We start from the raw sequence: 23,363 nt of genomic DNA on the forward strand, positions 1-23,363 counted from the left end.
CTCAGCGGCTCCACAGGCCGAGCGCGGCCTCGAGTTCGCTCAGTGCCCCGGTGGACCCACCGGGTGCCTGTGCCTGCGCGGTGATCCGGATCAAGCTCGCCACCAGTTCCGCCTCCTGCTCCTCGTCGGTGCTGTAACTGGTGCGGGCCAGCAGGCGGCGCACCAGCGCGGGCGACAGGTCAGGGAGAAACCGCCCGAGGTCGGCGACGATATCGTCTGCCTTGCTCCGATGGTCACACAGCATGTGTCCGATTTCGTGCAGCACGATGTGGTCGCGGTGGTACGGGCTGGTCTTGGCCTCGACGAAGATCACATCCCGGTCGGCCAAGTGCAGCCACGCGCCGCAGGCGTTGACCGTGAGGCCCGCGGGCAGGGTGCCGATGTCGATGGGGCGCTGCCGCTGCTCGGCGAGCATCTCCACGAGCGCGGAGACGGAGAACGGCCTGGGCAGCGCGAGGCCGTCCACCAGGGTGCGGCACTTCTTGTAGCCGCGTCGTGTGATCATGTCGTCGCCGACACCTCCGCTCGGGCACCTCCGAAACCGCGGCCATGGTCCGGGAGTGCAGAGCATCACTCGTCCCGCTCGGACCGGGTCTCGCCCGAGTCCGTCGTGGGCTCCAGCCGCTCGATCCGCCGCGCTTCGGTGACCATGGCCAGCAGCGCGTCCAGCGTATCGTCAGACAATCCCTCGGCTCGCAGCGCGATCGAGCGAACCTTCTGGTTGCGCAGCGCGAGCGCCAGGTCGAGCTGCGCGTCGACCCGGGAGGCGACCACGTCGTCGAGGAAGTACTCGGCGGGGACGCCGAAGAACTCGGCCAGCGTGACCAGCGTGTCCTGGGTCAGGTTGCGCTTGCGGCCGCTGGCCAGCTCCCACAGGTAGGTCGCCGACATGGCCTTGCCGGTCTGCTCCCGGATCTGGCCCGCCAGCTTGGCGTAGCCGGGCCGGGACTCCTTTTCGGGGTACAGCCGCGACAGCAGGTGGTTGATCTTCTCGGCGAGAACACCCTCGGCAACCTCGCTTTTGCGCTGCTGGGAGTCCATCGCGCTGTCCTCACCCTCGACCTTCACGTCCGCTGCAGCGGACGCTTTCGTTCAGAGCCTAGTGTGGATCACCCTGGTGTGGTTGACAAACGGAGGCACTCCTAGCCTATGCTCACCACAGGGCATCCGCTAAAGCGGACGGTTGGTGAGAGGACCAGGGGGCTTCTCAGCACGGGGAACCGCTCACCGGGTGTCCAGGCCGAAGAAATTCGGCCACTAACGTCAGGGCGGGGCAGGCCCGCGCGGTGCTGAGGGCACGCGCGGGCCTAAGTCCCGTTCGCCTCCCGCGGTGTCTCGAAGCGGTAGCCCATGCCCGGCTCGGTGAGCAGGTAGCGCGGGTCGCTCGGCCGCGGTTCGAGCTTGCGGCGCAACTGGGCCATGTAGACGCGCAGATAGTGCTTCTCGTCGCCGTAGTTCGGGCCCCACACCTCGCGCAGCAGCTGCTTCTGGGCGATCAGCTTGCCCTTGTTGCGCACCAGGATCTCCAGCATCCCCCATTCGGTCGGGGTCAGGTGTACCTCCACGCCGTCGCGGTGGACCTTCTTCGCGGCGATGTCGATGGTGAACGCCTCGGTCTCCACCACCGGGTCGTCGTCGGCGGGCGCGGTCGCGGCCCGGCGGACGGCGGCGCGCAGGCGGGCCAGGAGCTCGTCCATGCCGAAGGGCTTGGTGACGTAGTCGTCGGCGCCCGCGTCGAGCGCGACGACCTTGTCGGTGGAGTCGACCCGGGCGGACAGCACGATGATCGGGACCGTGCTCCAGCCGCGCAGGCCGTGGATCACCTCGGTGCCGTCGATATCGGGCAGCCCAAGGTCGAGCACGACGGCGTCGGGTTTGGTCTCGGCGGCCGCGCGCAGGGCCGCGGCCCCGTCGGCGGCGGTGACGACCTCGTAGCCGCGCGCGGTCAGGTTGATCCGCAGCGCGCGCACGATCTGCGGCTCGTCGTCGACGACCAGGATCTTGGTCACTTTTCTCCGTTCCCGGCCGCGCGCAGCGCGATCACGATGGTCAGGCCGCCGCCCGGAGTGTCCTCCGCGCTGATCGTGCCACCCATGGCCTCGGTAAACCCCTTGGCGACCGCCAGCCCCAGGCCGACACCGGTGGTGGGATCCCGGTCGCCCAGCCGCTGGAACGGCTCGAACGCGGTGTCGGCGGCGCCCTTGGGCAGTCCCGGTCCGCGGTCGACGACCCGCAGCTCGACCTGGGCGGCGTGGCTGCTGGCCCGCACGGCCACCCCCGAACCGCCGTGCCGCAGGGCGTTGTCGACGACGTTGGCGATGACCCGTTCGAGCAGGCCCGCGTCGGCGAGCACGGCGGGCAGCCGTTCGTCGATGTCGACCGCCACCGCGTCCCGTCCGTCCATTCCGGACAGCGCGCGGTTCGCCACCTCGTCGTAGCCGACCTCGTCGAGGTGCGGCCGGACCGCCCCGGTGGCCAGCCGGGACGCGTCGAGCAGGTTGTCGACGAGACCGGCGAGGCGGTCGGCGGACTCCTCGACGGTGGCGAGCAGTTCGCCGGTGTCGTGCGGTGACAGCTCGATGGAGGTGTCGCGCAGGCTGCCGATGGCGGCCTTGATGGACGTGAGCGGGGTGCGCAGGTCGTGTCCGACCGCGGAGAGCAGGGCAGTGCGCAGTTTGGCGGTGTCGGCCATGGCCCGGCCGTGCGCGGCCTCCTCGGCCATCCGCTGCTGGCGCAGGGCGAGCAGCGCCTGGCCCGCTGCCGTCTCCAGGACCCGCCGGTCCGCCGCGGGCAGCGGCTTGCCGCGCAGGGCGAGCACGATGTCGTCGGTGACCGGGACTTCGGTGCCCGGCTCGCCGGACGGAGTTCCCGCGACCGCCGCCTCCCGCCACTCGCCGTCGCGTTTCTCCAGCAGCGCCACCGAGTCCTGGCCGAAGTTCTCCCGGATCTTGGCCAGCAGCCGGGGCAGCGGCTCCTTGTGCGTCAGCACCGTCCGCGCGTAGGAGCCCAGCAGCGCCGCCTCCGTACCCGCCCGCGCGGCCTCCGCGGCGCGTCTGCTCGCCCGGTCGACGACCAGCGCGACCAGCACACCGACAGCGACCATCCCGGCCAGGGTGACGACGTTCGAGCCGTCGGCGACCAGCAGCGTGTGGTACGGCTCGGTGAAGAAGTAGTTCAGCAGCGCGCCGCTGAGCAGCGCCGCCACCAGCGCCGGGCCGATCCCGCCGAGCATCGCGACTCCGACGAGCACCAGCATGTGCGCCACGACCAGCGAGGAGATGTCCAGGGTCGCCCGCAGCGGCAACCCGAGGGCGGTGACCAGGGCCGGTCCCAGGATCGCCGCGGTCAGGCCGAGGAGTCGATGCCGCCGGGTGAGCGCGCCGCGCGCGGCCGGGTTCGCCCGCCGGACGCCGGATTCCTTGTGGGTCACCATGTGCACGTCGATCGCGCCGGAGCCCTGAAGGACCGCCGAGCCGATCCCCGCGTCGAGCAGCCGGGCCAGCCGGGACCGCCGCGAGGTGCCCAGGACGAGCTGGGTCGCGTCGACACCGCGGGCGAAGTCGAGCAGCGCGGTCGGCACGTCGTCGCCGACCACGGTGTGGAAAGTGGCGCCGACGTCGTCGGCGAGGGTGCGCAGCCGGGCGAGGGCATGCGGGTCGGCGCCCGTGAGGCCGTCCCCGCGAAGGACGTGCACCACAAGGAAGTCCGCGCCCGCGCGGGAGGCGATGCGGCGGGCGCGGCGGACCATCGTCTCGCTCTCGGGGCCCCCGGTGACGGCTACGACCACGCGCTCGCGGGTCTCCCAGGTGTCGGTGATCGACTCGTCGGCGCGGTGGCGGCGCAGCGCGACGTCGACCTGGTCGGCGACCCAGAGCAGGGCCAGCTCGCGCAGTGCGATCAGGTTGCCGGGGCGGAAGTAGCTGCCGAGCGCGGCGTCGACCCGGTGCTCGGGGTACACGTTCCCGTGCGCCAGGCGGCGGCGCAGGGCCTCCGGGGTCAGGTCGACCAGCTCGACCTGCTCGGCTCGGCGCACCACCTCGTCGGGCACGGTCTCCTGCTGGCGCACACCGGTGATCCGCTCGACGACGTCGTTGAGCCCCTCCAGGTGCTGGATGTTCACCGTGGACAGCACGTCGATCCCGGCGTCGAGGAGTTCCTCGATGTCCTGCCACCGCTTGGCGTTGCGGCTGCCGGGGACATTCGTGTGGGCGAGTTCGTCGACCAGGGCCAGCCGCGGCTCGCGGGCCAGCACGGCGTCGACGTCCAGTTCGGTCAGCTCGACCCCGCGGTGCTCGGACCGGCGCCGGGGTATCACCTCCAGGCCGTCGAGCAGCGCGGCGGTCTTGGCCCGCCCGTGCGTCTCGACCAGCCCGACCACGACGTCGGTGCCGCGCTCGCGCCTGCGCCTGCCCTCGTCCAGCATGGCGAAGGTCTTGCCCACGCCAGGGGCGGCGCCGAGGTAGATGCGCAGCTCGCCCCGGCGTGGGCGGTGTCCTTCGGTCTCGCTCACGTGATCAGTTTGCTCCGCTCACGGCCGCGCGCACGGCGAGATTGAGCCGGAGCACGTCGACGGCGGAGAACCATCCGGTCGTGTGCTCCCGGATCAGCCCGCGGACCGTCTCGATCGGCACCCCGCTCTCCCGCGCCACCCGCGGGGCCTGCAGCTCGGCGTAGGCCGGGCTGATGTGCGGGTCGAGCCCGGACGCCGACGCGGTCACCGCGTCGGCGGGCACCTCGGCCGGGTCCACGCCCTCACGCCGGGCCACCGCGTCCCGGCGTTCGGCGACCGCGGCGAGCAGGCCCGCGTCGCCCGCGCCCTTGTTGGACGCCCCCGAGGTCGTGGTGTCGGCGATGGCCGTGGGCCGGGTGTGGAACCACGGGTCGTGCGCGGGGTCGCCCGCGACGAGGTCCACCCCGATCAGGTCGGAGCCGACCGCCCGGCCGTCGACGGACACCACCGAGCCCTCCGCGTGGTGGTGCAGGCCGGGCAGTCTGCTCACCAGCCACACGGACAGCGGATACAGCACCCCGGTGAGCACGGTCAGCACGAGCAGGACCCGCAGGCCCGCCGTGGTCTGGCGGAGAAACGAGGTCATCGGGTCATCCAATCCCGGGGAGGTGACGGACAAGCAGGTCGATCAGCCAGATGCCGAGGAACGGCGTCGCCACCCCGCCGAGCCCGTAGACCAGCAGGTTGCGCCGCAGCAGCGCCGACGCTCCGCCGGGCCGGTAGCGGACTCCCTTGAGTGCCAATGGGATCAGCGCGACGATGACCAGCGCGTTGAAGATCACCGCGGACAGGATCGCCGATTTCGGCGTGGCCAGGCCCATGACGTTCAGCTTGTCGAGCGCCGGATAGATCGCCGCGAACATCGCGGGCAGGATCGCGAAGTACTTGGCCAGGTCGTTGGCCAGGCTGAACGTCGTCAGCGCGCCGCGGGTGATCAGCAGCTGCTTGCCGATCGCCACGATCTCGATGAGCTTGGTCGGGTCGGAGTCCAGGTCGACCATGTTCCCGGCCTCTTTGGCCGCCGCCGTCCCGGTGTTCATCGCGACCCCGACGTCGGCCTGGGCGAGCGCGGGCGCGTCGTTGGTGCCGTCGCCGGTCATCGCGACGAGCCTGCCGCCCTCCTGCTCGGCCCGGATCAGCGCGAGCTTGTCCTCCGGCTTGGCCTCGGCGAGGTAGTCGTCGACCCCGGCGTCCATCGCGATCGCCTTGGCCGTCAAGGGATTGTCGCCGGTGATCATCACCGTCTTGATCCCCATGGCGCGCAGTTCGGCGAACCGTTCCCGCATCCCCGGCTTGACCACATCGGACAGTCGAATGACCCCGCGCACCACCGCGACACCGTTCGACAGCTCCGCGCAGACCAGGGGAGTGGCGCCCTCGGCCGCGATCCGGTCGGTGATCGCGCCGACCTCGTCGGGCACTTCGCCGCCGTGGGCGCGCACCCAGTCGGTGACCGCGCTCGCCGCGCCCTTGCGGATCGACACACCGTCGAAGTCGACGCCGCTCATCCGGGTCTGCGCGCTGAACGGGATGAACTCCGCGTTCGCGATGGCTGTGCCACCAGGGCACAGGTCGACGATGCTGCGGCCTTCGGGCGTCTCGTCGGCCACGCTGGACAGCCGGGCGGCCGCGGCCAGCTCGTCCACTGTGGACCCGCCGACCGCGATGAGTTCGGTCGCCCGGCGATTGCCGAAGGTGACGGTGCCGGTCTTGTCCAGCAGCAGCGTGCTCACATCGCCCGCCGCCTCGACCGCCCGGCCGGACGTGGCGAGCACGTTGCGCTGCACGAGCCGGTCCATCCCGGCGATGCCGATCGCCGAGAGCAGCGCGCCGATCGTCGTCGGGATCAGGCAGACAAGCAGCGCGACCAGCACCGCGACGGACTGCGGTGCCCCGGAGTGGATCGACATCGGCTGCAGCGCGGTGACCGCGAGCAGGAAGATGATCGTGAGCGTGGACAGCAGGATGGTCAGCGCGATCTCGTTGGGGGTCTTCTGCCGCTGGGCGCCTTCCACCAACGCGATCATACGATCCACAAAGGACTCGCCGGGCTTGGTGGTGATCCGCACGACGATGCGGTCCGAGAGCACGGTCGTGCCGCCGGTGACCGCCGTCAGGTCACCGCCCGATTCCCGGATGACCGGCGCGGACTCCCCGGTGATGGCCGACTCGTCGACGGTCGCGATGCCCTCGACGACGTCGCCGTCGCCCGGGATCACCTCGCCCGCCTCGACCACGACCAGGTCGCCGACCACGAGTTCGGCCCCGGGAACGGATTCCTCACGGCCGTCACGGAGTCGACGGGCCACGGTCTCCCGCTTGGCCCGGCGCAGCGTCTCCGCCTGCGCCCGGCCCCGCCCCTCGGCCACCGCCTCCGCGAGGTTGGCGAACAGCACGGTGAACCACAGCCAGCAGGCCAGGGCCACGGTGAACACGCTGGGCTCGGTGACCGCGAAGACCGTGACCAGCACCGATCCGACCCAGACGACGAACATGACCGGGTTGCGCGCCTGGTGCCTCGGGTCGAGCTTGCGCAGCGCGTCCGGGACCGACGTGAGGAGTTGCCGCGGACTGAACACACCCGCGGCGGTCCTGCGCGCGTGGTGGTGTTGCACCTCTACCGATTCTTCGATGAGGGTGCTCATGCCAGTGCCTCCGCGATGGGGCCCAGCGCCAGCGCCGGGACGAAAGAGAGCGCCGCGACCAGCACGACCGTGCCGCTGAGCAGGCCGACGAACAGCGGTCCCGTGGTGGGCAGTGTGCCCGCTGTCGACGGGGTCTTGCGTTGCGCGGCAAGGGAACCGGCGAGGCAGAGCACGGCGATGATCGGGATGAACCGGCCGAACAGCATGCACAGGCCCAAAGTCGACTGGAACCAGTCGCTGGTCACGGTGATCCCGGCGAACGCGCTGCCGTTGTTGTTCGACGCCGACGCGTAGGCGTAGAGGATCTCCGAGAGCCCGTGCGCGCCGGAGTTGTTCAGCGCGGCGGCCGTTCCCGGGTGCACGGCGGCGATCCCGGCCCCGACCAGCAGCACGGTCGGCATGGCCAGCAACACGATCGCGGCGGCCGTCACCTCGCGACGGCCGAGTTTCTTGCCCAGATACTCCGGCGTGCGGCCGACCATCAGCCCGGCGAGGAACACGGCGATGATCGCCATCACCAGGATGCTGTACATCCCGGTCCCCACACCGCCCGGCGTCACCTCGCCGAACAGCATGTTCACCATCGCCGCGCCGCCGCCCAGGCCGCTGAGGCTGTCGTGCGCCGCGTTCACCGCGCCGGTCGACGTCCCGGTGGTGCTGTTGGCGAACAGCGCCGACCCGGCGATGCCGAAGCGGACCTCCTTGCCCTCGGTGGACGCGCCCGCGAGCAGGGCGGCCGGGCCGTTCGGGTGTGTCTCGGCCCACCAGAGGACCGCGAGCATGCCCGACCAGATCGTCCCCATCACCGCGAGCAGCGCGGTGCCCTGGCGGCGGTCGCCGACGAGGGTGCCGAAGGTGCGGGTCAGCGACACGGGAATGACCAGCAGCAGGAAGATCTCCAGGAGGTTGGACCAGGCGTTGGGGTTCTCGAACGGGTGCGCGGAGTTCGCGTTGAAGATGCCGCCGCCGTTGGTGCCCAGCTCTTTGATCGCCTCCTGGCTCGCGGCCGGGGCGAGCGCGCTGGTGTGCGCGGTGCCGTCCAGGGCGGTGTAGTCCACACCGGACCGCAGGCTCATCACCACGCCCAGCGCGACCAGCACGATCGCGAACACGAACGACAGTGGCAGCAGGCCGCGGACGACGCCGCGAACCAGGTCGACCCAGAAGTTGCCCAGCCGGTCGGTGCGCGAGCGGGTGAACCCGCGGATCAGCGCGATCGCCACCGCCAGGCCGACCGCGGCGGAGACGAAGTTCTGCACGGTCAGTCCGACCAACTGCACGGAGTGGCCGAGGACGGTCTCCGGGACGTAGGACTGCCAGTTCGTGTTGGTCACGAAGCTGACCGCGGTGTTGAACGCCATCGACGGCTCCACCGCGCCGCGTCCGAAGTCGAACGGGAGCACCGGCTGGAGGCGTTGCAGCACATACACAAACACGATCGAGACGAAGGAGAATCCGAGGACGGCCCGGGCGTAGCCGCCCCAGTTCTGCTCGGAACCGGGATCGATCCGGGCGGCGGCGTAGATCCCGCGTTCCACCCGGAGGTGACGGTCGCTGGTGAACACGCGCGCCAGGTGGTCGCCGAGCGGTTTGTAGGCGGCGGCGAGTGCCAGGACCAGCACACCGATCTGCAAGAGGCCCGCGGTGGTGTCGGTCATCAGAACCGGTCCGGGTGGATCAGCGCGACGAACAGGTAGCCGATCAGCAGGAGGGCGAGCACGCCGCCGACGGCGTTCGCGAGGACGTCGCTCACCCGCGCTCCAGCCCGCGGAGAATGACCGTGAGGACCGCGAAACCGGCGATCAGCAGTAAGAGGTAGGCCGTATCGGCCATCGACGACTCTCTCCAGGCGGGGCCACCGCCTGTGGCGGCCCGGGCATCGCCATCCTGCGGCGGTGCTCCGCCTGCTTGAGTGCCGCTGACGACGTCCTGACGGGTCGCCCGCCAATCCTTACGCGTCCTTGATGGCCGAAGGCGCTGTCGCCAGCGCGAGCAGGGCACCCGCCAGGGTGATCGCGCCGAGGATCAGGAACGCCGTGGAGTAGCCGCCGACCGCCTCGGCGAGTGCCGCGCCCGCGAACGGGGCCAGGGCGGTGCTGACCGTCAGCGGCGCCGACAGCACCCCGCTGAGCCTGCCGTAGTGCGCCGAGCCCCACCGGTCGCTGACCGCGGTGGCCTTGATCAGGGTGAACACGCCGCGGGCGACACCGGCGAGCACCGCGGCGACGATCAGCGCGGTCACCGTGGTCAGGACACCGAGCACGGCTGTGGTGACCGCCATCGCCGCGAGGATCACCGCGGTGCGCGACCGCGGTGTGGTGTGCCGGGCGAGCACGCCGTAGCCGAGCCTGCCCGCCACCTGCCCGGCGCCGCCGAGCCCGAGGGCCATCGCCGCGGTGGCCGTGTCGATGCCGCGTTCGGCCAGCAGCGGGATCAGGTTGATCACGACCGCGGACGTCGCGAACGCGGCGACGCTGAACGCGATGGTCAGGACGACGAACTCGCGGCTGCGGCTGATCCGGCCGGGGTCGGAGTGCTGCGGTCGGGCCCGCGGTCGCGGGGGCCACGGCAGGCTCAGGCCGAACCAGTGACCGGGAATGGTGATCGCGCCGAGGATCGCGGCCAGCACCAGGTACGTCGCGCGCCAATCCAGGGACTCGGCCAGCAGGGCGGTCAGGGGCGCGAAGACCGTGCTGGCCAGGCCGCCGACCAGGGTCAGGATGGTGAGCGCCCGCACGCGGCCCGGCCCGTGCCAGCGGGTCACGGCGGAGAAGGCGGGCGCGTAGAGCGTCGCGCCCATCGCCACGCCCGCCACCGACCACGCCGCGATGAACCACCCGAGACCCGGCGCCGCCGACACCGCCACCAGCGAGACGACCGCGAGTACGGAACCCGCGGTCATCACCCCCCGTGGGCCGTGGTGGTCGAGCCAACGGCCGATCGGCACCCCCGCGCCCGCGGCCACCAGCTGGCTCGCCGAGAGCGCCGCGATGATCCCCGTGGTCGACCAGCCGGTGTCGGCGGCGATGTCGCCCGCCAGCACCGGCAGGGCGTAGAAGAGCACGCCCCAGCTGGTGATCACGGTGGCGCACAAGGTGACCAGCACCCGGCGGAGACCCGCTGGGGCCTCCGCCGGGGTGACCGCTGTCTTCACCTCAGCGCGCGGCGGGCGCGGCGAGGGTCAGCGACTCGACCGCGGGCGGGGCGCAACAGCCGCCACCCGAGGCCTCCGCCGGCGCGTCGTCGAACAGGCCCGCGCCACCGCACACCCCGGTCTCGGGCAGCACCAGCTCCACCCGCTCGGCCGCCTCGCGGTCGCCCGCGAGTTCGGCGGCGATCGAGCGGACCTGCTCGAAACCGGTCAGCGCGAGGAACGTCGGCGCCCGGCCGTAGGCCTTCATGCCCGCGAGGAACACGTTCGGCTCCGGGTGCGACAGCTCCTTGGCGCCGTGCGGGTACACGGTTCCGCAGGAGTGCGCGTTCGGGTCGATCAGCGGGGCCAGCGCGACCGGCGCCTGCAGCGTCGGGTCGAGGTCGAGGCGGACCTCCGAGAGCCAGGTCAGGTCCGGGCGGAATCCGGCCAGCACCACGACCTCGTCGACAGCCTCGACGGTCTCGCCTGCGGCGGACACGAGGGTCAGCTTGCCGTCCTCGGCCCGGTCGACCCGCTCGACGCGGAACCCGGTGACGACCGAGATGTGCCCGGACTCCACCGCCGCCTTCGCCCGCAGGCCCAGCGCGCCGCGGGCGGGGAGCTGGTCGGAGTCGCCGCCGCCGAACACCGTGCCCGTCGCGCCTCGGCGCAGCACCCAGGTGATCTTCGTCGACGGCTCCCGCTCGGCGAGACCGGCGAGGACGACCAGCGCGGTGAGCGCGGAGTGCCCGCTGCCCGCGACGGCGATGTGCTTGCCCGCCAGACGTTCGCTCTCCTCGGTCAGGTTCGGCACCCGGTAGCTGATGCGGTCGGCCGCGGCCGGCTCACCGATCGCGGGGAGGCCGTCGCCGCCCAGCGGGTTCGGCGTGCCCCAGGTGCCGGAGGCGTCGATCAGCGCCTGAGCGGTGACCCGCTCCTCGCGGCCCTCGGCCGTGCGGACGTGCACGGTCAGCGGCTCGCTGTCCCGCCCGGCGTCGACGACCCGGTCGCGTCCCCGGCGGGCCGCGCCGACGACCTCGGCGTTGAACCGGACACGGTCGCCCAGGGCCTCGGCCAGCGGGGCGAGGTACAGCGCGGCCCACTCGGCGCCGGTCGGGTACGCCTCGACGTCCGGGTGCGTCCAGCCGCGCGGCTCCAGGAGTCTGCGGGCGGCGGGGGCGACCAGTTCGGCCCAGCGGGAGAACAGGCGCACGTGGTTCCACTCGGCCACCGCGGCCCCGGCCCGGTCGCCGCGCTCGAGCACCAGCGGGGTCAGGCCGCGCTCCAGGAGTTCGGCTGCCGCCGCCAGGCCCACGGGTCCGGCCCCCACCACCACGACTGGAAGGTCAGTCATCGTCCAAACCTCTTTCATCGACGCTGTTCGATGTAACGAGGACGAATGTATCGACTCCTGTCGATTAACGCAACCATCGATATCCGTCGATACTATTTCGCGCCCGCGAGTCGCCCCGCCAGGCAACTGAGTCGCCCCGCCAGGCGAACGAGTTCGACATTCGCGACTCGCGAATGTCGAACTCACTTGCCGGAAGGGGCGACTCGTTTGCCTGGCGGGGCGACTCGCGGGTCAGCAGCAGTGGTTGCCGCGCCAGGCTTCGCGGCCTTCCTTGGCCGCGACGGCGGCGATGATCAGTGCGGCGAGCGGGTCCGCCCACCACCAGCCCAGCGTGCTGTTGAGGACCAGCCCCACGAGCAGGACCGCCGACAGGTACGTGCACAGCAAGGTCTGCTTGGAGTCGGCCACCGCCGTGGCGGAGCCGAGTTCGCGCCCGGCGCGGCGCTGGGCGTAGGACAGGCCGGGCATGATCACCAGCGACGCGGCGGCGAGGGCGATGCCGACGGGGGAGTGGTCGGCGGCCTCCGCGCCCAGCAGCGCCCGGATGGACTCGACGGTCACATAGGCGGCCAGGACGAAGAACGACACCGCGATGATCCGCAGCGTCGCGCGTTCGCGGGTCTTGTGGTCCTTCGCGGAGAACTGCCAGGCCAGCGCGGTCGCGGAGGCGACCTCGATGACCGAGTCCAGGCCGAACCCGATCAGCGCGGTCGAGGAGGCGATGGTGCCCGCGGTGATCGCGATGATCGCCTCGACGACGTTGTAGCTGATGGTCGCGGCGACCAGAAGTCGGACCCGGCGGGTCAAGACCTGTTGGCGCTGCACGGTTGTCGCCGGCGCGGCGCAGCAGGCGCACTCGCTCATGACTCGTCCGCGCAGGCCGCGGGGTCGATGGCGAGCACGACGTCGACCAACTCGCGCAGGGCTCGCGCCAGGTGGGCGTCGGCGAGTTCGTAGCGGACCTGCCTGCCCTCGTAGGCGGCGACCACCAGCCCGCAGCCGCGCAGGCACGACAGGTGGTTGGACACGTTGGACCGGGTGAGTGCGAGTTCCTCGGCCAGTCGTGCCGGGTAGCCCGGTCCGTCGAGCAGGGACAGCAGGATCCGGCAGCGGGTCGGGTCGGCCAGCGCCCGGCCCAGTCGGGCGAGCGCGGACTCCCGGGTCTCACAGGTCAGCATTCGCGAAACTATACAGCTACGGCTGAACCGTTCTGGTCTCGTACATCCGGACCGCCACCACCAGCCCGGACACGGCGGTGATCGCGGCGACGACCCAGATGGCCGTGCGCAGGCCCCACAGGTCGGCCACCACGCCCGCGAGGACGGCGCCGACCGCGAAGCCGCCGTCGCGCCAGAGCCGGTAGACGCCGACCGCCCGTGCCCGCCAGGCCGGGTGGGCCACGTCGCCGACGGTGGCGAGCAGCGTCGGATAGACCATCGCGGTGCCCGCGCCGAGCAGCGCCGCGGCCGCGACCCACAGGCCGAACGTGTCGACCAGCGCGACCATGGCCAGGGCGAGTGCCTGCAGCAGCATCCCGGCGGTGATGAGGTGTTTGCGCCCCCAGCGGTCCGACAGCGGGCCGGTGATCAACTGCCCCAGGCCCCAGACGGCGGGGTAGACGGCGGCGAGGATGCCGATGCGGGACACGGAGAGCCCGGCGGTGGCGAACAGGATCGGGAACAGGCCCCAGGCGAGGCCGTCGTTGAGGTTGTTGACCATCCCGGCCTGGCTGGCGGCGGAGAGCGCGGGCTCGCGGAAGCTGGTGTGGGCGAAGATCTCTTTGCTGGTCAGATCCGCGTGCAGGTGGTCGTGGCGGCCGTCCGCGCGGGCGGTGTGGTTGGCCCCTTCGAGTCGCGCGTGCCCGCGGGTCTCCTTCACGGCGAGGACGGTCAGCCCGAGCCCGAGCGCGGCGTAGGACAGGCCGAGCAGGAACGGCGCTGGCCGCAGTCCGTAGCGCGCGGCGAGGTAGCCGGTGGCCAGGGCGGTCGCGGCGACCGCCATATAGCCGGCGGCCTCGTTGAGTCCCATGGCCAGGCCGCGTCTGCTGGGGCCGGCCAGGTCGATCTTCATGATCACCGTGGTGGACCAGGTGAGGCCCTGGTTGACGCCGAGCAGCACGTTCGCGGCCACGACCCAGCCCCAGTTCGGGGCCCAGATCAGCATCAGGGGCACGGGAATCGCGATCAGCCAGCCCGCGACGAGCACCGGCTTGCGGCCGAACCGGTCCGACCAGGTGCCCGCGAAGTAGTTGGTGGCGGCCTTGGTCAAACCGAAGGCGAGCACGTAGGTCAGCAGGAAGGTGTAGCCGGTCAGGTGGAAGGTCTGCTCGGCGAGCAGCGGCAGGACCGTGCGTTCCTGGCCCAGCACGCCGCCGACCAGCGCGTTGACGGCGACGAGCAGGCTGAACTGGGCGAGATTGGCGCGTAGGCCGAGGCGAAGACCTGTTTCCGGTGTGTCCTTTGTGGAGGGTCGGTCGGCGGTCACGTGCCGCTGTCCAGCCTGCCGCCGGTGGCGCGGACCCAGTCGTCGGCGCCGCCGATCAACACCGCCACCTCGCGGTGTCCCGCCCGTTCCAGCAGGCTTGCCCCGCTCATCGCGCGTTCGCCGTGGCCGCACATCACCACCGTCGGCCCCGCGGGCACCTCGTCGACGCGGCCCGCCAGGTCGCCGAGTTCGAGGTGGAGCGCGCCCGGCAGGTGGCCACCGGTGAACTCGGCGGTCTGTCGGACGTCGAGCACGGTCCCGGACACTTCGTCGGCGCTGACCAGCTTTGTGCCGGTGGTCGGCAGGCGCGCGGCGGTCCAAGCGTCGAACGCGCACTCGCCCGCCAGGTTGGTGTACCCGATTTTGGCGGCCTGCCAAGCGGTTTCGGTGGGGTCCTGGTCGGGGCCGCGCATGATGACCAGCGGTCGGTCGTCGGGTGCCAGCCAGCCCAGCCAGGAGGCGAAGGCCGGTCGCGCGGGGTTGGACAGCGCGCCCGGCGCGTGGGCGGCCGCGAATTCCCGCACTGGCCGCACATCCACGATCAGCGCGCCGTCGTCGAGCAGGGCGCGGACTGCGTCGGCGTCCAGTTCGGGGAGCACCGGAGGGGCGGCCATGATCGGTGGGCCGAGTCGGTTGATCTCGCCCAGCCGCGCGAAGTACGGCGGATAGCTGCCCAGTGAGCCAAGCAGTCGGTCGACGAACTCGTCCTCGTCGGTCAGCCGCAGCAAGGGGTTCGTCGCCTTCTCGCGGCCGATCGTGCTGGTGCGTTCGGCGCCCGGGGGAGCGGAGCAGAACGACCCGGCGCCGTGGGTGGGCCACACCGCGACGTCGTCGGGCAGGTCGGCGAGGCGACGCAGCGAGCTGAACTGCTTGCGCGCCAACTCTTCCGTGCGCTCTGGCGCGACCAGGTCGGTACGCGCCGCCGCCCCGACGATCAGCGAGCCGCCGGTGAACACGCCGACCGGCCGGTCCCCGTCGAGCAGGAGGAACGACAGGTGTTCGTGGGTGTGGCCGGGGGTGCCCAGGGCGCGCAGCCGCAGGCCGCCGAGGGGGACCTCGTCGCCGTCGTGCATTCCGGTGTGGGTGAACTCCCGGTGCCCGGCGGCCGAGGCGAGCACCCGCGCGTCCTCGGTGGCGGAGAGCTGCCGCGCGCCCGAGAGGAAGTCGGCGTGCAGGTGGGTGTCGGCGGCGAAGGCGACCCGGAGGCCGCGCCTGCTTGCTTCCCGGTCGGGCGGGCGGAGGTCGAGGCTGACGTCGACCGCCAGCGCCCGGCCGTCGCCGAGGTCCACCAGGTAAGCGGAATTGCCCAGTCCCTCGTCCACGAGCGGCACAACATCGACTGCGGTCACAGTGTCCTACACTATTCCACAGAAGATTGGAGAACAATGGGTGACCGTGCCGCGAAGACTGCGCTGTTCGACCAGTTCGCCCGCGTGGGCAAGGCTCTGGCCAGCGGAAAGCGCCTTGAGCTGCTGGACCTGCTCGCCCAGGGCGAGCGGACCGTGGACGCCCTCGCGCGCGCGGCCGATCTGGGCCTGACCACGGCGTCCGCGCACTTGCAGACCCTGAAGCAGGCCAACCTCGTCGAGACCCGCCGAGCGGGCACCAAGATCTACTACCGGCTCGCGGACGGCGACGTCGCCGCCCTCTTCGCACTCGTCCGGACCGTCGCCCACGACCGACTCCCCGACGTAGACGCGGCCGCAGTCGCCTACCTGGGCCCGAAAACCGAGTCCGTCACCCGAGACGAACTGCTGCGCCGCGTCCAGTCCGGTCGAGCAACGGTGATCGACGTGCGGCCCGCGGAGGAGTTCGCCGCCGGCCACATCCCCGGCGCCCGGTCCGTCCCACTGGACGATTTGGCGGACCTGCTCGCCGACTTGCCCGCCGACCAGGAGATCGTCGCGTACTGCCGAGGCGCCTATTGCGTCCTGGCCCATGAAGCGGTCCGCCTTCTGCGCGCGCGGGGTCATCGGGCCGTCCGCCTCGCTGATGGCATGCTCGAATGGCGACTGGCCGCGCTCCCGGTCGAGGCCGCCGGCTAGCTCGGAGGTAGCGGTCGCCGCCGTACACTCGGCGCATGCCTGGCCTGCAGCACACCGCGATCATCACGGCTCCGCCCGAGCGGGTCTGGGCGGTGCTCGTCGACGTTGAGCGCTGGCCCGAGCGGATCCCTACGGTCGACGCCGTGGAGCGACTCGACGGTGGACCGTTGGCGGTCGGCTCCCGGACCCGGGTGCGGCAGCCCCGGCTGCCCGAGGGGGTGTGGACGGTCACCGAGATGGCCGACGGGTCTTCCTACACCTGGGAGTCGAAGTCGCCCGGCGTCACCGTCAACGCCGCGCACGTCGTCGAGCCGCACCCCGAGGGGAGTCGGCTCACCCTCACGGTGACCGTGTCCGGTCCGATGTCGGGGATCGGCTGGCTGTTCACGCGCTCCCTGACCAAGCGCTACGTCGAGACGGAGGCCGCTTCCATCAAGAAGGCAGCCGAAGAAACGAGCGGCACTAGCGGGTGAAGTCCCAGCGGGTGGCGCCATTCGGCTCCGCGCCCGCCACGCCGACGGCGGTGTGCAGGGTGAGGCGGTAGAGGTACCAAGGTGGTGGGCCCGCACTCGGCGCGCTGAACGGGGCGGTGAGTGCGTCGTCCTCCACTGTGGCGGGCCAGCCGCCCGTGCGGTAGACGGCCGCCACCCGCTCCAAAGTGTCGGTGTCGGTGACCCGGTGGGCCTCGCCCTCCAGCACCAAATCCATACCGCGCAAGCGCACCGCCACACTGCAGGCCGGGTTCGCCGCGAGGTTGCGGGACTTGCGCGTGCCCGGTCCGCTGGTGAAGTACAGCGCGTCTTCCACCCAGATGGCGCCGACGCCCGCCGAGTGCGGCCTGCCGTCGGGGCGGACGGTCGCCACGAAGAACGTCAGGTCTTCCCCGGGCGTGTCCTCGGCGAGGATGTCACGCGGACGGCTCCACGGCAGTTCCGCGGATCCGTACCGGTCGAGGTTCCTGGTCGAGCTCGGCTCGGTCATCGTGTCCCCTTGATTGCCGCGACCCGTTCCACCGTGCCCGCCTTGAGTCGCTCGCGCCGCTCGATGACGAATCCGGCCTGTGCCACCAGCGGCAGCGGCCGCCGGGTCTGGTAGTCGCCGATCATCCGCACGGTCACCAGTTCCAGCAACCGCTGGACCAGCCGGATCGGCTTGTGATGGCTGCCCACGTGGTCGAGCAGCAGCAGTCGCCCGCCCGGGCGCAGGACGCGGTGCATCTCGGCGATGGCGCCGCGTTCATCCGGGACACCGCAGAGGCCGAGGGTGCAGACCACGGTGTCGAACGACGAGTCGTCGAAGGGCAGGCGCTGGGCGTCGCCCTGGATCAACGCGACCTTGTGTGGGGTCTCCAGGACGCGGGCGCGGGCGATGTCCAGCATCGCGGCGCTGAAGTCGAGCCCGGTCAGCCGCACGCCCTCGGGGTAGAACGGCAGGTTGCGCCCGGTGCCCACGGCCACTTCCAGGACATCGCCCGAGGCCTGCGCGCACACCCACTCCCGACCGCCCTTGAACTGCACGCGCTCGAAGAAGCCGATGTCGCGGTCGTAGCGGTCGGCGTAGCGGTCCCACTGGCGATGGTGGTCGGTCACGGTGTCACCACGCTACTGGGAGTTCGACCACTCCGCCGGGTCGTCCACGGCGTATTGCAGGCCGCCAGGGCCCGTTAGTGGTGGTGGGCGAGTGTCTCGTGAGCCACTTGCGCGCAGGCGGCGGGTTCGGTGTGGACTGTCGCGGCGCTGAGCCGGGGAACAGCGTGCACCAGGCGGTGTTCGACGTCGTGGGCGATGCGGTGGGCCGCCTCGACGGTCAGTGAGGCGTCGACCGTGACCGACAGTTCCGCGCGGAGAGTGTGGCCGATCCAGCGCATCCTGACTTGGTCGACGGCCACCACGCCCGAGGTGCCCGTGACGGTGCGTTCGGCCAGGTCGACCACCGCCGGGTCGACCGCGTCCATCAGCCGGGCGAAGACCTCCTTCGCCGCGTCACGCAGGACGAACAGGATCGCCGCGGTGATCGCGAGGCCGATGATCGGGTCGGCCAACGGGAAACCGAGGCCGACGCCGAGCGCGCCGAGGACGACGGCCAGTGACGTGAAGCCGTCCGTGCGCGCGTGCAGGCCGTCGGCGACGAGAGCGGCCGAGCCGATCTCCCGGCCGACTCTGATGCGGTAGCGCGCGACGATCTCGTTGCCCGCGAACCCGATGACGCCCGCGCCCGCCACCACCCACAGGTGCCGCACTGGCTGCGGGTCGAGCAGCCGGTCGATCGCCTGCCAGCCCGCGAAAGCCGCCGACGCGGCGATGACCAGCACGACGACGACCCCGGCGAGATCCTCGGCCCGACCGAGCCCGTAGGTGTGCCGCCGCGTCGCCGCGCGGCGGCCGAGGAGGAACGCGACGCCGATCGGCACCGCGGTCAGGGCGTCGGCGAAGTTGTGCACGGTGTCGCCGAGCAGCGCGACGGAACCGCTCACCATCACCACCGCCGACTGCGCGAGCGCGGTGACCAGGAGCGCCGCGAACGACCAGGCCAGGGTGCGCATGCCCCGCTTGCTCGCCTCGAGTGCGCTGTCGACGCGGTCCGCGCTGTCGTGGCTGTGCGGCTTCAGCACGTGCCGAAGGCGGTGTCGACGTCCGTGTCCGTGACCGTGGCTCATGTGCCCTCCTGGTTGCAGGATGCCCTGATCAGAGGCAACATGCAACCATGCGCGCGCACAATGACATGGCAACTGCCAGGGTCTCGCAGGAAGAGCGGTTCCGGGTGGCGGCCGAGGTGCTCGGGATGCTGGCCGACCCGACCCGGCTCGCCCTGTTGCGGCTGCTCGCGGCGGGTGAGCAGGACGTCAACACCCTGGCCGGGCAGGTGAGCGCGTCGCGGTCGTCGGTGTCGCAGCATCTCGGCAGGCTCCGGCTGGCGGGCCTGGTCCACGTTCGCCGCGAAGGTCGGCGGATGGTTTACCGCGTGGTGAGCGGCCATCTGTCGGGGCTGGTCGACGAGGCGTTGGAGTTCGCCGACCACGCCGTGCGCGGCATCCCGCACCACGAGTGACGGTGTAGAGCGGCGCTTCCTTGGGTATGTCGTGGATTCCGGACGACGCAAGGAAGGAGTGATCTCGTTGAGCACGATCACCGAGAGCGTTGAGGTCGGAGTTCCGGTGACCGACGCCTACAACCAGTGGACTCAGTTCGAGACCTTCCCCCGCTTCATGGAAGGCGTCGAGCAGGTGCGCCAGCTTGACGACACGCACATGCACTGGGTGACCAAGGTCGGCGGGGTGACCCGCGAGTTCGACGCGACGATCGTCGAGCAGATCCCGGACCAGTGCGTCTCGTGGCGCTCCGACGCGGGACCCGACCACTCCGGGAAGGTCACCTTCGACAAGGTCGACGCCCGGACCACTCGGGTCACCGCGAAGATGAACATCGACCCCGAGGGTTTCGTCGAGAACGTCGCCGACAAGCTCGGTGTGCTGGACCGTCGGGTCAAGGGCGACCTGAAGCGGTTCAAGGAGTTCATCGAGGAGCGCGGCGGCCGGGAGACCGGGGCGTGGCGCGGCTCGGTGGAGAGCACGACCGAGCAGTCCACCGCCCAGGGCCCCAGCACGCGGGCGGGCAAGCCGGGCGCGGGCATCCGGCCCGGTGAGCCGGGCGTGAGCGGCCTGGTCCCGGACGACCCGGACAGTGGCGGTCTTTCGCCGAAGACCGATCCGCGGCCGCCGCTGTAACCGGCTACCGATAGACACCGTCCCCCATGGGTTCCCATGGGGGACGGCTGTGTCGGATCCCTTGCACCGCAAGTGATTTCGCCCCCGTGGGCCGGCCCGATGTGTAAGCACGCCCGCTCAGGGGAACCCGACAGATTCGTGTGCGACCCCGACCGACGACGAACCAGGAGAACCATGTCCCGCAAGAACATCATCGTCCTCGGTCTCGACGAAGTGAATCACGCCCTGCTGCACCAGGTTCCGGACGCGGACCGCTACCGGTTCCACGGCCTGCTCACGCTTGAGGAACTGCAGAAGGGTGAAATCCAGATAGTCGACTTACTGGACAAGGCCCGCAAGGCGCTGACCTCCTTCGACGGGACGATCGACGCGATCGTGGGCTACTGGGATTTCCCGGTGAGCACCATGCTTCCGTTGCTGTGCCGCGAGTTCGGTGTGCGTGGGGCGAGCCTTGAGTCGGTGCTGAAGTGCGAACACAAGTACTGGAGCAGGCTCGAACAGCAGAAGGTGATCTCCGAGCACCCCGCGTTCGCGCTCGTCGAACTCGACGATGACAAGGCACCGCTGCCCTTTCCCTTCTGGCTCAAGCCGGTCAAGTCGTTCTCCTCGGACCTGGCGTTCGAGGTGACCGGCGAAGCCGAGTTCCGATCGGCCGTGGCCGAGATCGCCGACGGGATCGGCCGGGTGGGCGAGCCGTTCGACTACCTGCTCGACCAAGCCGACCTGCCGCCCGAGATCGCGGACGCGGGCGGGCAGGTGGCACTCGCCGAACGCGCCCTGAGCGGCGCCCGGGCCGCGGTCGAGGGGTACAGCCGCGACGGCGAGGTGGAGATCTACGCCGTGCTCGATTCCCTGGTGTACCCGGAGGTGTCGAGCTTCCTGCGGCACCAGTATCCGTCGCAGCTGCCCGAGGAGATGCGGCGCAAGCTCGTCGACGTCTCCCAGCGGGTGATCAAGGGAATCGGGTTCGACCCCGGAACGTTCAGCATCGAGTACTTCTGCGACCCGGACACCGGCGAGATCAACCTGCTGGAGATCAACGCCCGGCACTCGCAGTCCCATGCCGAGATGTTCGCACTGGTCAACGGGTTCCCGAACCACCACTACATGCTCAAGGTGGCGCTCGGGGAGGACCCGCGGCACCCGCTCGGCGGCGGCCCGTACGCGCTGGCCGCGCGCTGGTACCTGCGTCGCTTCGACGACGGGCTGCTGACCAGCGGGCCGACCGACGAGGAGATCAAGTCCATTGAGGACGAGATCGGCGGGGTCAGCGTGTACCGCCGCGCTCCCGACGGCTCCCGGCTGTCCGAACTGCCCGGACAGGACAGTTACAGCTACGAGCTCGCCGAGATCGTGGTGGGCGCGGACGGACCCGAGCAGCTGCGCGACAAGTACGAGCGGTGCGTCGCCGCGCTGCGCTTCGACTTCGACGGGGAGTAGCACCTGATGCGAGCCGTGACCGACCTTCCGCACGCCGTCAAGGAGGACGAGCACTTCTGGATCCCGGTGCGCGACGGCACCCGGCTGGCCGCGCGGATGTGGCGGCCGCTGTCGTCCGACGACGAGCCCGTGCCCGCGATCCTGGAGTACATCCCGTACCGCAAACGGGATCTGACCTCGGTGCGCGACTCGATCGCGCACCCGTACCTGGCCGGGCACGGCTACGCGTGCGTGCGGGTCGACATCCGGGGGACGGGTGAGTCCGACGGGGTGCTGACCGACGAATACCTGGAGCAGGAACAGGCCGACGCCGAGGACGTGTTGGCGTGGCTGGCCGAACAGCCCTGGTGTGACGGGCGGACGGGGATGCTCGGCATCTCCTGGGGCGGGTTCGCCGCGCTGCAGGTGGCCGCGCGCAAGCCGCCGAGTCTGGGGGCGATCTGCATCGCGTCGTTCACCGACGACCGCTACGCCGACGACATGCACTACATGGGCGGCTGTCTGCTGTCGGACAGCCTGGCCGAGTCCGGCACCATGTTCGCCTACAGCACCTGCCCACCCGACCCCGCGCTGGTGGGGGAGCGGTGGCGGGAGATGTGGCTGCGGCGGTTGGAGTCCGCCGGGCCCTGGATCATCGAGTGGCTGCGCCACCAGCGCCGCGACGACTACTGGCGGCACGCGTCGGTGTGCCAGGACTACTCGGCCGTCGCCGTGCCCGTGTTCGCCGCGTGCGGCTGGGCCGACGGGTACTCCAACGCGGTGCTGCGGCTGATGGCGGAGCTGGACGTGCCGCGAATGGGGCTCATCGGGCCGTGGTCGCACAAGTACCCGCACCTAGGGGTGCCCGGCCCGGCGATCGGCTACCTGCAGGAGGTGGTCCGCTGGTTCGACCGCTGGCTGCGCGACGGGGACGACGAGTTCGACGAACCCGTGCTGCGCACCTGGATGCAGGAGAGCGTGCCGCCGTCGACCGCGTACGAGGAGCGGCCCGGCCGGTGGGTCGGTGAGCCGTCGTGGCCGTCCCCGCACGTGCGCCGCGAGTGTCGTCCCCTTGGGCCGCACCGGATCGGGGCCGAGGGGGAGGAGGTCGAGCCGACCGGCCTGACCATCGAGTCGCCGCTGAGCGTGGGGCAGTTCGCCGGGAAGTGGTGTTCCTACAACGCGCCGCCGGACCTGCCGTACGACCAGCGCGAGGAGGACGGCGGGTCGCTGGTGTTCGACTCGGACTTCCTCACCGAGCGGTGCGAGATCCTCGGCGCGCCGGTCGTCCGGCTCGACGTCTCGGCCACGGCGCCGGTCGCCATGGTGGCGGCCCGCCTCTCCGACGTCGCACCGGACGGCCGGGCGACCCGGGTGTCGTACGGGTTGCTCAATCTGACGCACCGGGAATCGCACGATGATCCCTCGCCGGTTGTCCCGGGCGAGCGCTACACCGTCGAGGTCCAGCTCAACGGTGTGGCGCAAGCGTTTCCGGCCGGGCACCGGATCCGGCTGTCACTGTCCACATCGTACTGGCCGCTCGCCTGGCCACCCCCGGAACCGGTGCGGCTGACCGTCCACACCGCGACCAGCACGCTCGAACTGCCGGTCCGCCCGGTCGGCGAGTCCGACGAGGTGTCGCTGCGCCCGTTCGACGAGCCCGAGGGCGCCCCGGCCAACACGGTCAGCGCGTTGCTGCCGGGGGAGCACCGGTGGATCGTCTCCCGTGACCTGGTGGATTACCGCAGCGCGCTGGAGGTGGTGAAGGACAACGGGGTCGTGCGGTTCGACGACACGGGGATGGAGGTCGGCAAGCGGGTCTTGGAGCACTACGGCTGGACGGCCGACGACTACACCTCGGTCGAAGGGCGCACCGACTGGACGATGACGTTCCGCCGCGGCGACTGGTCGGCGAGCACCCGGACCCAGCAGACCCTCACCTGCACGCCGACCGAGTTCCGGCTGCACGCGCGGATCGACGGCTTCGAGGGGGACCGGCGGGTGTTCTCCGAGAACTGGGACCGCACGTTCCCCCGTGACCAGGTGTGA

At 71.1% G+C, this 23,363-nt stretch carries 22 protein-coding genes and 1 pseudogene; 6 read left to right on the forward strand and 17 right to left on the reverse strand.

Going from position 1 to position 23,363, the window contains the following annotated elements; translation table 11 throughout:
* Position 1: 1 nt before the first annotated feature.
* The 14 genes from C8E96_RS20825 to C8E96_RS20895 form a co-directional block, all read right to left on the reverse strand.
* On the reverse strand, positions 2–505 hold the full coding sequence (locus tag C8E96_RS20825; RefSeq protein WP_091375018.1) for a hypothetical protein: 504 nt from the start codon (positions 503–505) through the stop codon (positions 2–4).
* A gap of 65 nt (positions 506–570) precedes the next feature.
* Positions 571–1,068 (reverse strand): hypothetical protein, encoded by a 498-nt coding sequence (locus C8E96_RS20830; protein WP_228769894.1) that lies wholly within the window; start codon positions 1,066–1,068, stop codon positions 571–573.
* Positions 1,069–1,307: 239 nt separating this feature from the next.
* A complete protein-coding gene (locus C8E96_RS20835) occupies positions 1,308–2,009 on the reverse strand; it encodes a response regulator (protein ID WP_091375021.1) in 702 nt (233 codons plus the stop codon).
* Positions 2,006–4,510: a DUF4118 domain-containing protein gene (locus C8E96_RS20840; RefSeq protein WP_166658064.1), complete on the reverse strand. Its 2,505-nt coding sequence runs from the start codon at positions 4,508–4,510 to the stop codon at positions 2,006–2,008. Before C8E96_RS20840 ends, C8E96_RS20835 begins: the two co-directional genes overlap by 4 nt.
* Before the next feature lie 4 nt (positions 4,511–4,514).
* Complete coding sequence (locus tag C8E96_RS20845; protein WP_091375024.1) at positions 4,515–5,096, reverse strand: potassium-transporting ATPase subunit C; 582 nt, start codon at positions 5,094–5,096, stop codon at positions 4,515–4,517.
* Positions 5,097–5,100: 4 nt separating this feature from the next.
* A complete protein-coding gene (gene kdpB, locus C8E96_RS20850; protein ID WP_091375027.1) occupies positions 5,101–7,155 on the reverse strand; it encodes a potassium-transporting ATPase subunit KdpB in 2,055 nt (684 codons plus the stop codon).
* Entirely contained in the window at positions 7,152–8,813 is a 1,662-nt protein-coding gene (kdpA, locus tag C8E96_RS20855) for a potassium-transporting ATPase subunit KdpA (RefSeq protein ID WP_091375030.1), read from the reverse strand. Before kdpA ends, kdpB begins: the two co-directional genes overlap by 4 nt.
* Entirely contained in the window at positions 8,813–8,908 is a 96-nt protein-coding gene (gene kdpF, locus C8E96_RS20860; RefSeq protein ID WP_133794632.1) for a K(+)-transporting ATPase subunit F, read from the reverse strand. The genes kdpA and kdpF overlap by 1 nt, the downstream gene beginning before the upstream one ends.
* 198 nt (positions 8,909–9,106) lie before the next feature.
* Positions 9,107–10,309 carry an MFS transporter gene (locus C8E96_RS20870; protein WP_228769895.1) on the reverse strand — a complete coding sequence of 401 codons (1,203 nt, stop codon included), beginning with the start codon at positions 10,307–10,309 and terminating at the stop codon, positions 9,107–9,109.
* A 1-nt stretch (position 10,310) separates the two neighbouring features.
* On the reverse strand, positions 10,311–11,642 hold the full coding sequence (locus C8E96_RS20875) for an FAD-dependent oxidoreductase (protein ID WP_091375035.1): 1,332 nt from the start codon (positions 11,640–11,642) through the stop codon (positions 10,311–10,313).
* A 231-nt stretch (positions 11,643–11,873) separates the two neighbouring features.
* Positions 11,874–12,506: a cation transporter gene (locus C8E96_RS20880; protein WP_091375037.1), complete on the reverse strand. Its 633-nt coding sequence runs from the start codon at positions 12,504–12,506 to the stop codon at positions 11,874–11,876.
* The gene (gene cmtR, locus C8E96_RS20885; protein ID WP_091375040.1) at positions 12,503–12,820 is read right to left on the reverse strand and encodes a Cd(II)/Pb(II)-sensing metalloregulatory transcriptional regulator CmtR; all 318 of its coding nucleotides are present in this window, start codon (positions 12,818–12,820) and stop codon (positions 12,503–12,505) included. Before cmtR ends, C8E96_RS20880 begins: the two co-directional genes overlap by 4 nt.
* A 16-nt stretch (positions 12,821–12,836) precedes the next feature.
* A complete protein-coding gene (locus tag C8E96_RS20890; protein ID WP_091375043.1) occupies positions 12,837–14,126 on the reverse strand; it encodes an MFS transporter in 1,290 nt (429 codons plus the stop codon).
* A complete protein-coding gene (locus tag C8E96_RS20895; RefSeq protein WP_091375046.1) occupies positions 14,123–15,475 on the reverse strand; it encodes an MBL fold metallo-hydrolase in 1,353 nt (450 codons plus the stop codon). Before C8E96_RS20895 ends, C8E96_RS20890 begins: the two co-directional genes overlap by 4 nt.
* Before the next feature lie 36 nt (positions 15,476–15,511).
* On the opposite strand from C8E96_RS20895, the gene C8E96_RS20900 reads away from it, so the two are divergent.
* Both C8E96_RS20900 and C8E96_RS20905 read left to right on the forward strand, forming a co-directional pair.
* Positions 15,512–16,171: an ArsR/SmtB family transcription factor gene (locus C8E96_RS20900; RefSeq protein WP_091375048.1), complete on the forward strand. Its 660-nt coding sequence runs from the start codon at positions 15,512–15,514 to the stop codon at positions 16,169–16,171.
* Positions 16,172–16,206: 35 nt separating this feature from the next.
* Complete coding sequence (locus C8E96_RS20905) at positions 16,207–16,644, forward strand: SRPBCC family protein (RefSeq protein WP_091375050.1); 438 nt, start codon at positions 16,207–16,209, stop codon at positions 16,642–16,644.
* Here the strand turns inward: C8E96_RS20905 and C8E96_RS20910 are convergent.
* The 3 genes from C8E96_RS20910 to C8E96_RS20920 all read right to left on the reverse strand — a co-directional run bounded on the left by C8E96_RS20910 (position 16,634) and on the right by C8E96_RS20920 (position 18,827).
* Entirely contained in the window at positions 16,634–17,152 is a 519-nt protein-coding gene (locus C8E96_RS20910; protein ID WP_091375052.1) for a pyridoxamine 5'-phosphate oxidase family protein, read from the reverse strand. The genes C8E96_RS20905 and C8E96_RS20910 overlap by 11 nt on opposite strands.
* Positions 17,149–17,760 (reverse strand): class I SAM-dependent methyltransferase, encoded by a 612-nt coding sequence (locus C8E96_RS20915; protein ID WP_091375055.1) that lies wholly within the window; start codon positions 17,758–17,760, stop codon positions 17,149–17,151. Before C8E96_RS20915 ends, C8E96_RS20910 begins: the two co-directional genes overlap by 4 nt.
* Positions 17,761–17,834: 74 nt before the next feature.
* Positions 17,835–18,827: a cation diffusion facilitator family transporter gene (locus C8E96_RS20920; protein ID WP_091375058.1), complete on the reverse strand. Its 993-nt coding sequence runs from the start codon at positions 18,825–18,827 to the stop codon at positions 17,835–17,837.
* Positions 18,828–18,874: 47 nt separating this feature from the next.
* On the opposite strand from C8E96_RS20920, the gene C8E96_RS20925 reads away from it, so the two are divergent.
* From C8E96_RS20925 to C8E96_RS20940, 4 genes and pseudogenes are all read left to right on the forward strand, one after another.
* A complete protein-coding gene (locus tag C8E96_RS20925; RefSeq protein WP_091375061.1) occupies positions 18,875–19,219 on the forward strand; it encodes an ArsR/SmtB family transcription factor in 345 nt (114 codons plus the stop codon).
* A 67-nt stretch (positions 19,220–19,286) separates the two neighbouring features.
* A pseudogene (locus C8E96_RS20930) lies at positions 19,287–19,736 on the forward strand (SRPBCC family protein); the annotation flags it as partial.
* A gap of 333 nt (positions 19,737–20,069) precedes the next feature.
* Positions 20,070–21,335 (forward strand): ATP-grasp domain-containing protein, encoded by a 1,266-nt coding sequence (locus tag C8E96_RS20935; protein ID WP_091375064.1) that lies wholly within the window; start codon positions 20,070–20,072, stop codon positions 21,333–21,335.
* Between the two features lie 6 nt (positions 21,336–21,341).
* Positions 21,342–23,363 (forward strand): CocE/NonD family hydrolase, encoded by a 2,022-nt coding sequence (locus C8E96_RS20940; RefSeq protein ID WP_091375067.1) that lies wholly within the window; start codon positions 21,342–21,344, stop codon positions 23,361–23,363.

The sequence above is a fragment of the Actinokineospora alba genome (assembly GCF_004362515.1).
Taxonomy (GTDB): domain Bacteria; phylum Actinomycetota; class Actinomycetes; order Mycobacteriales; family Pseudonocardiaceae; genus Actinokineospora; species Actinokineospora alba.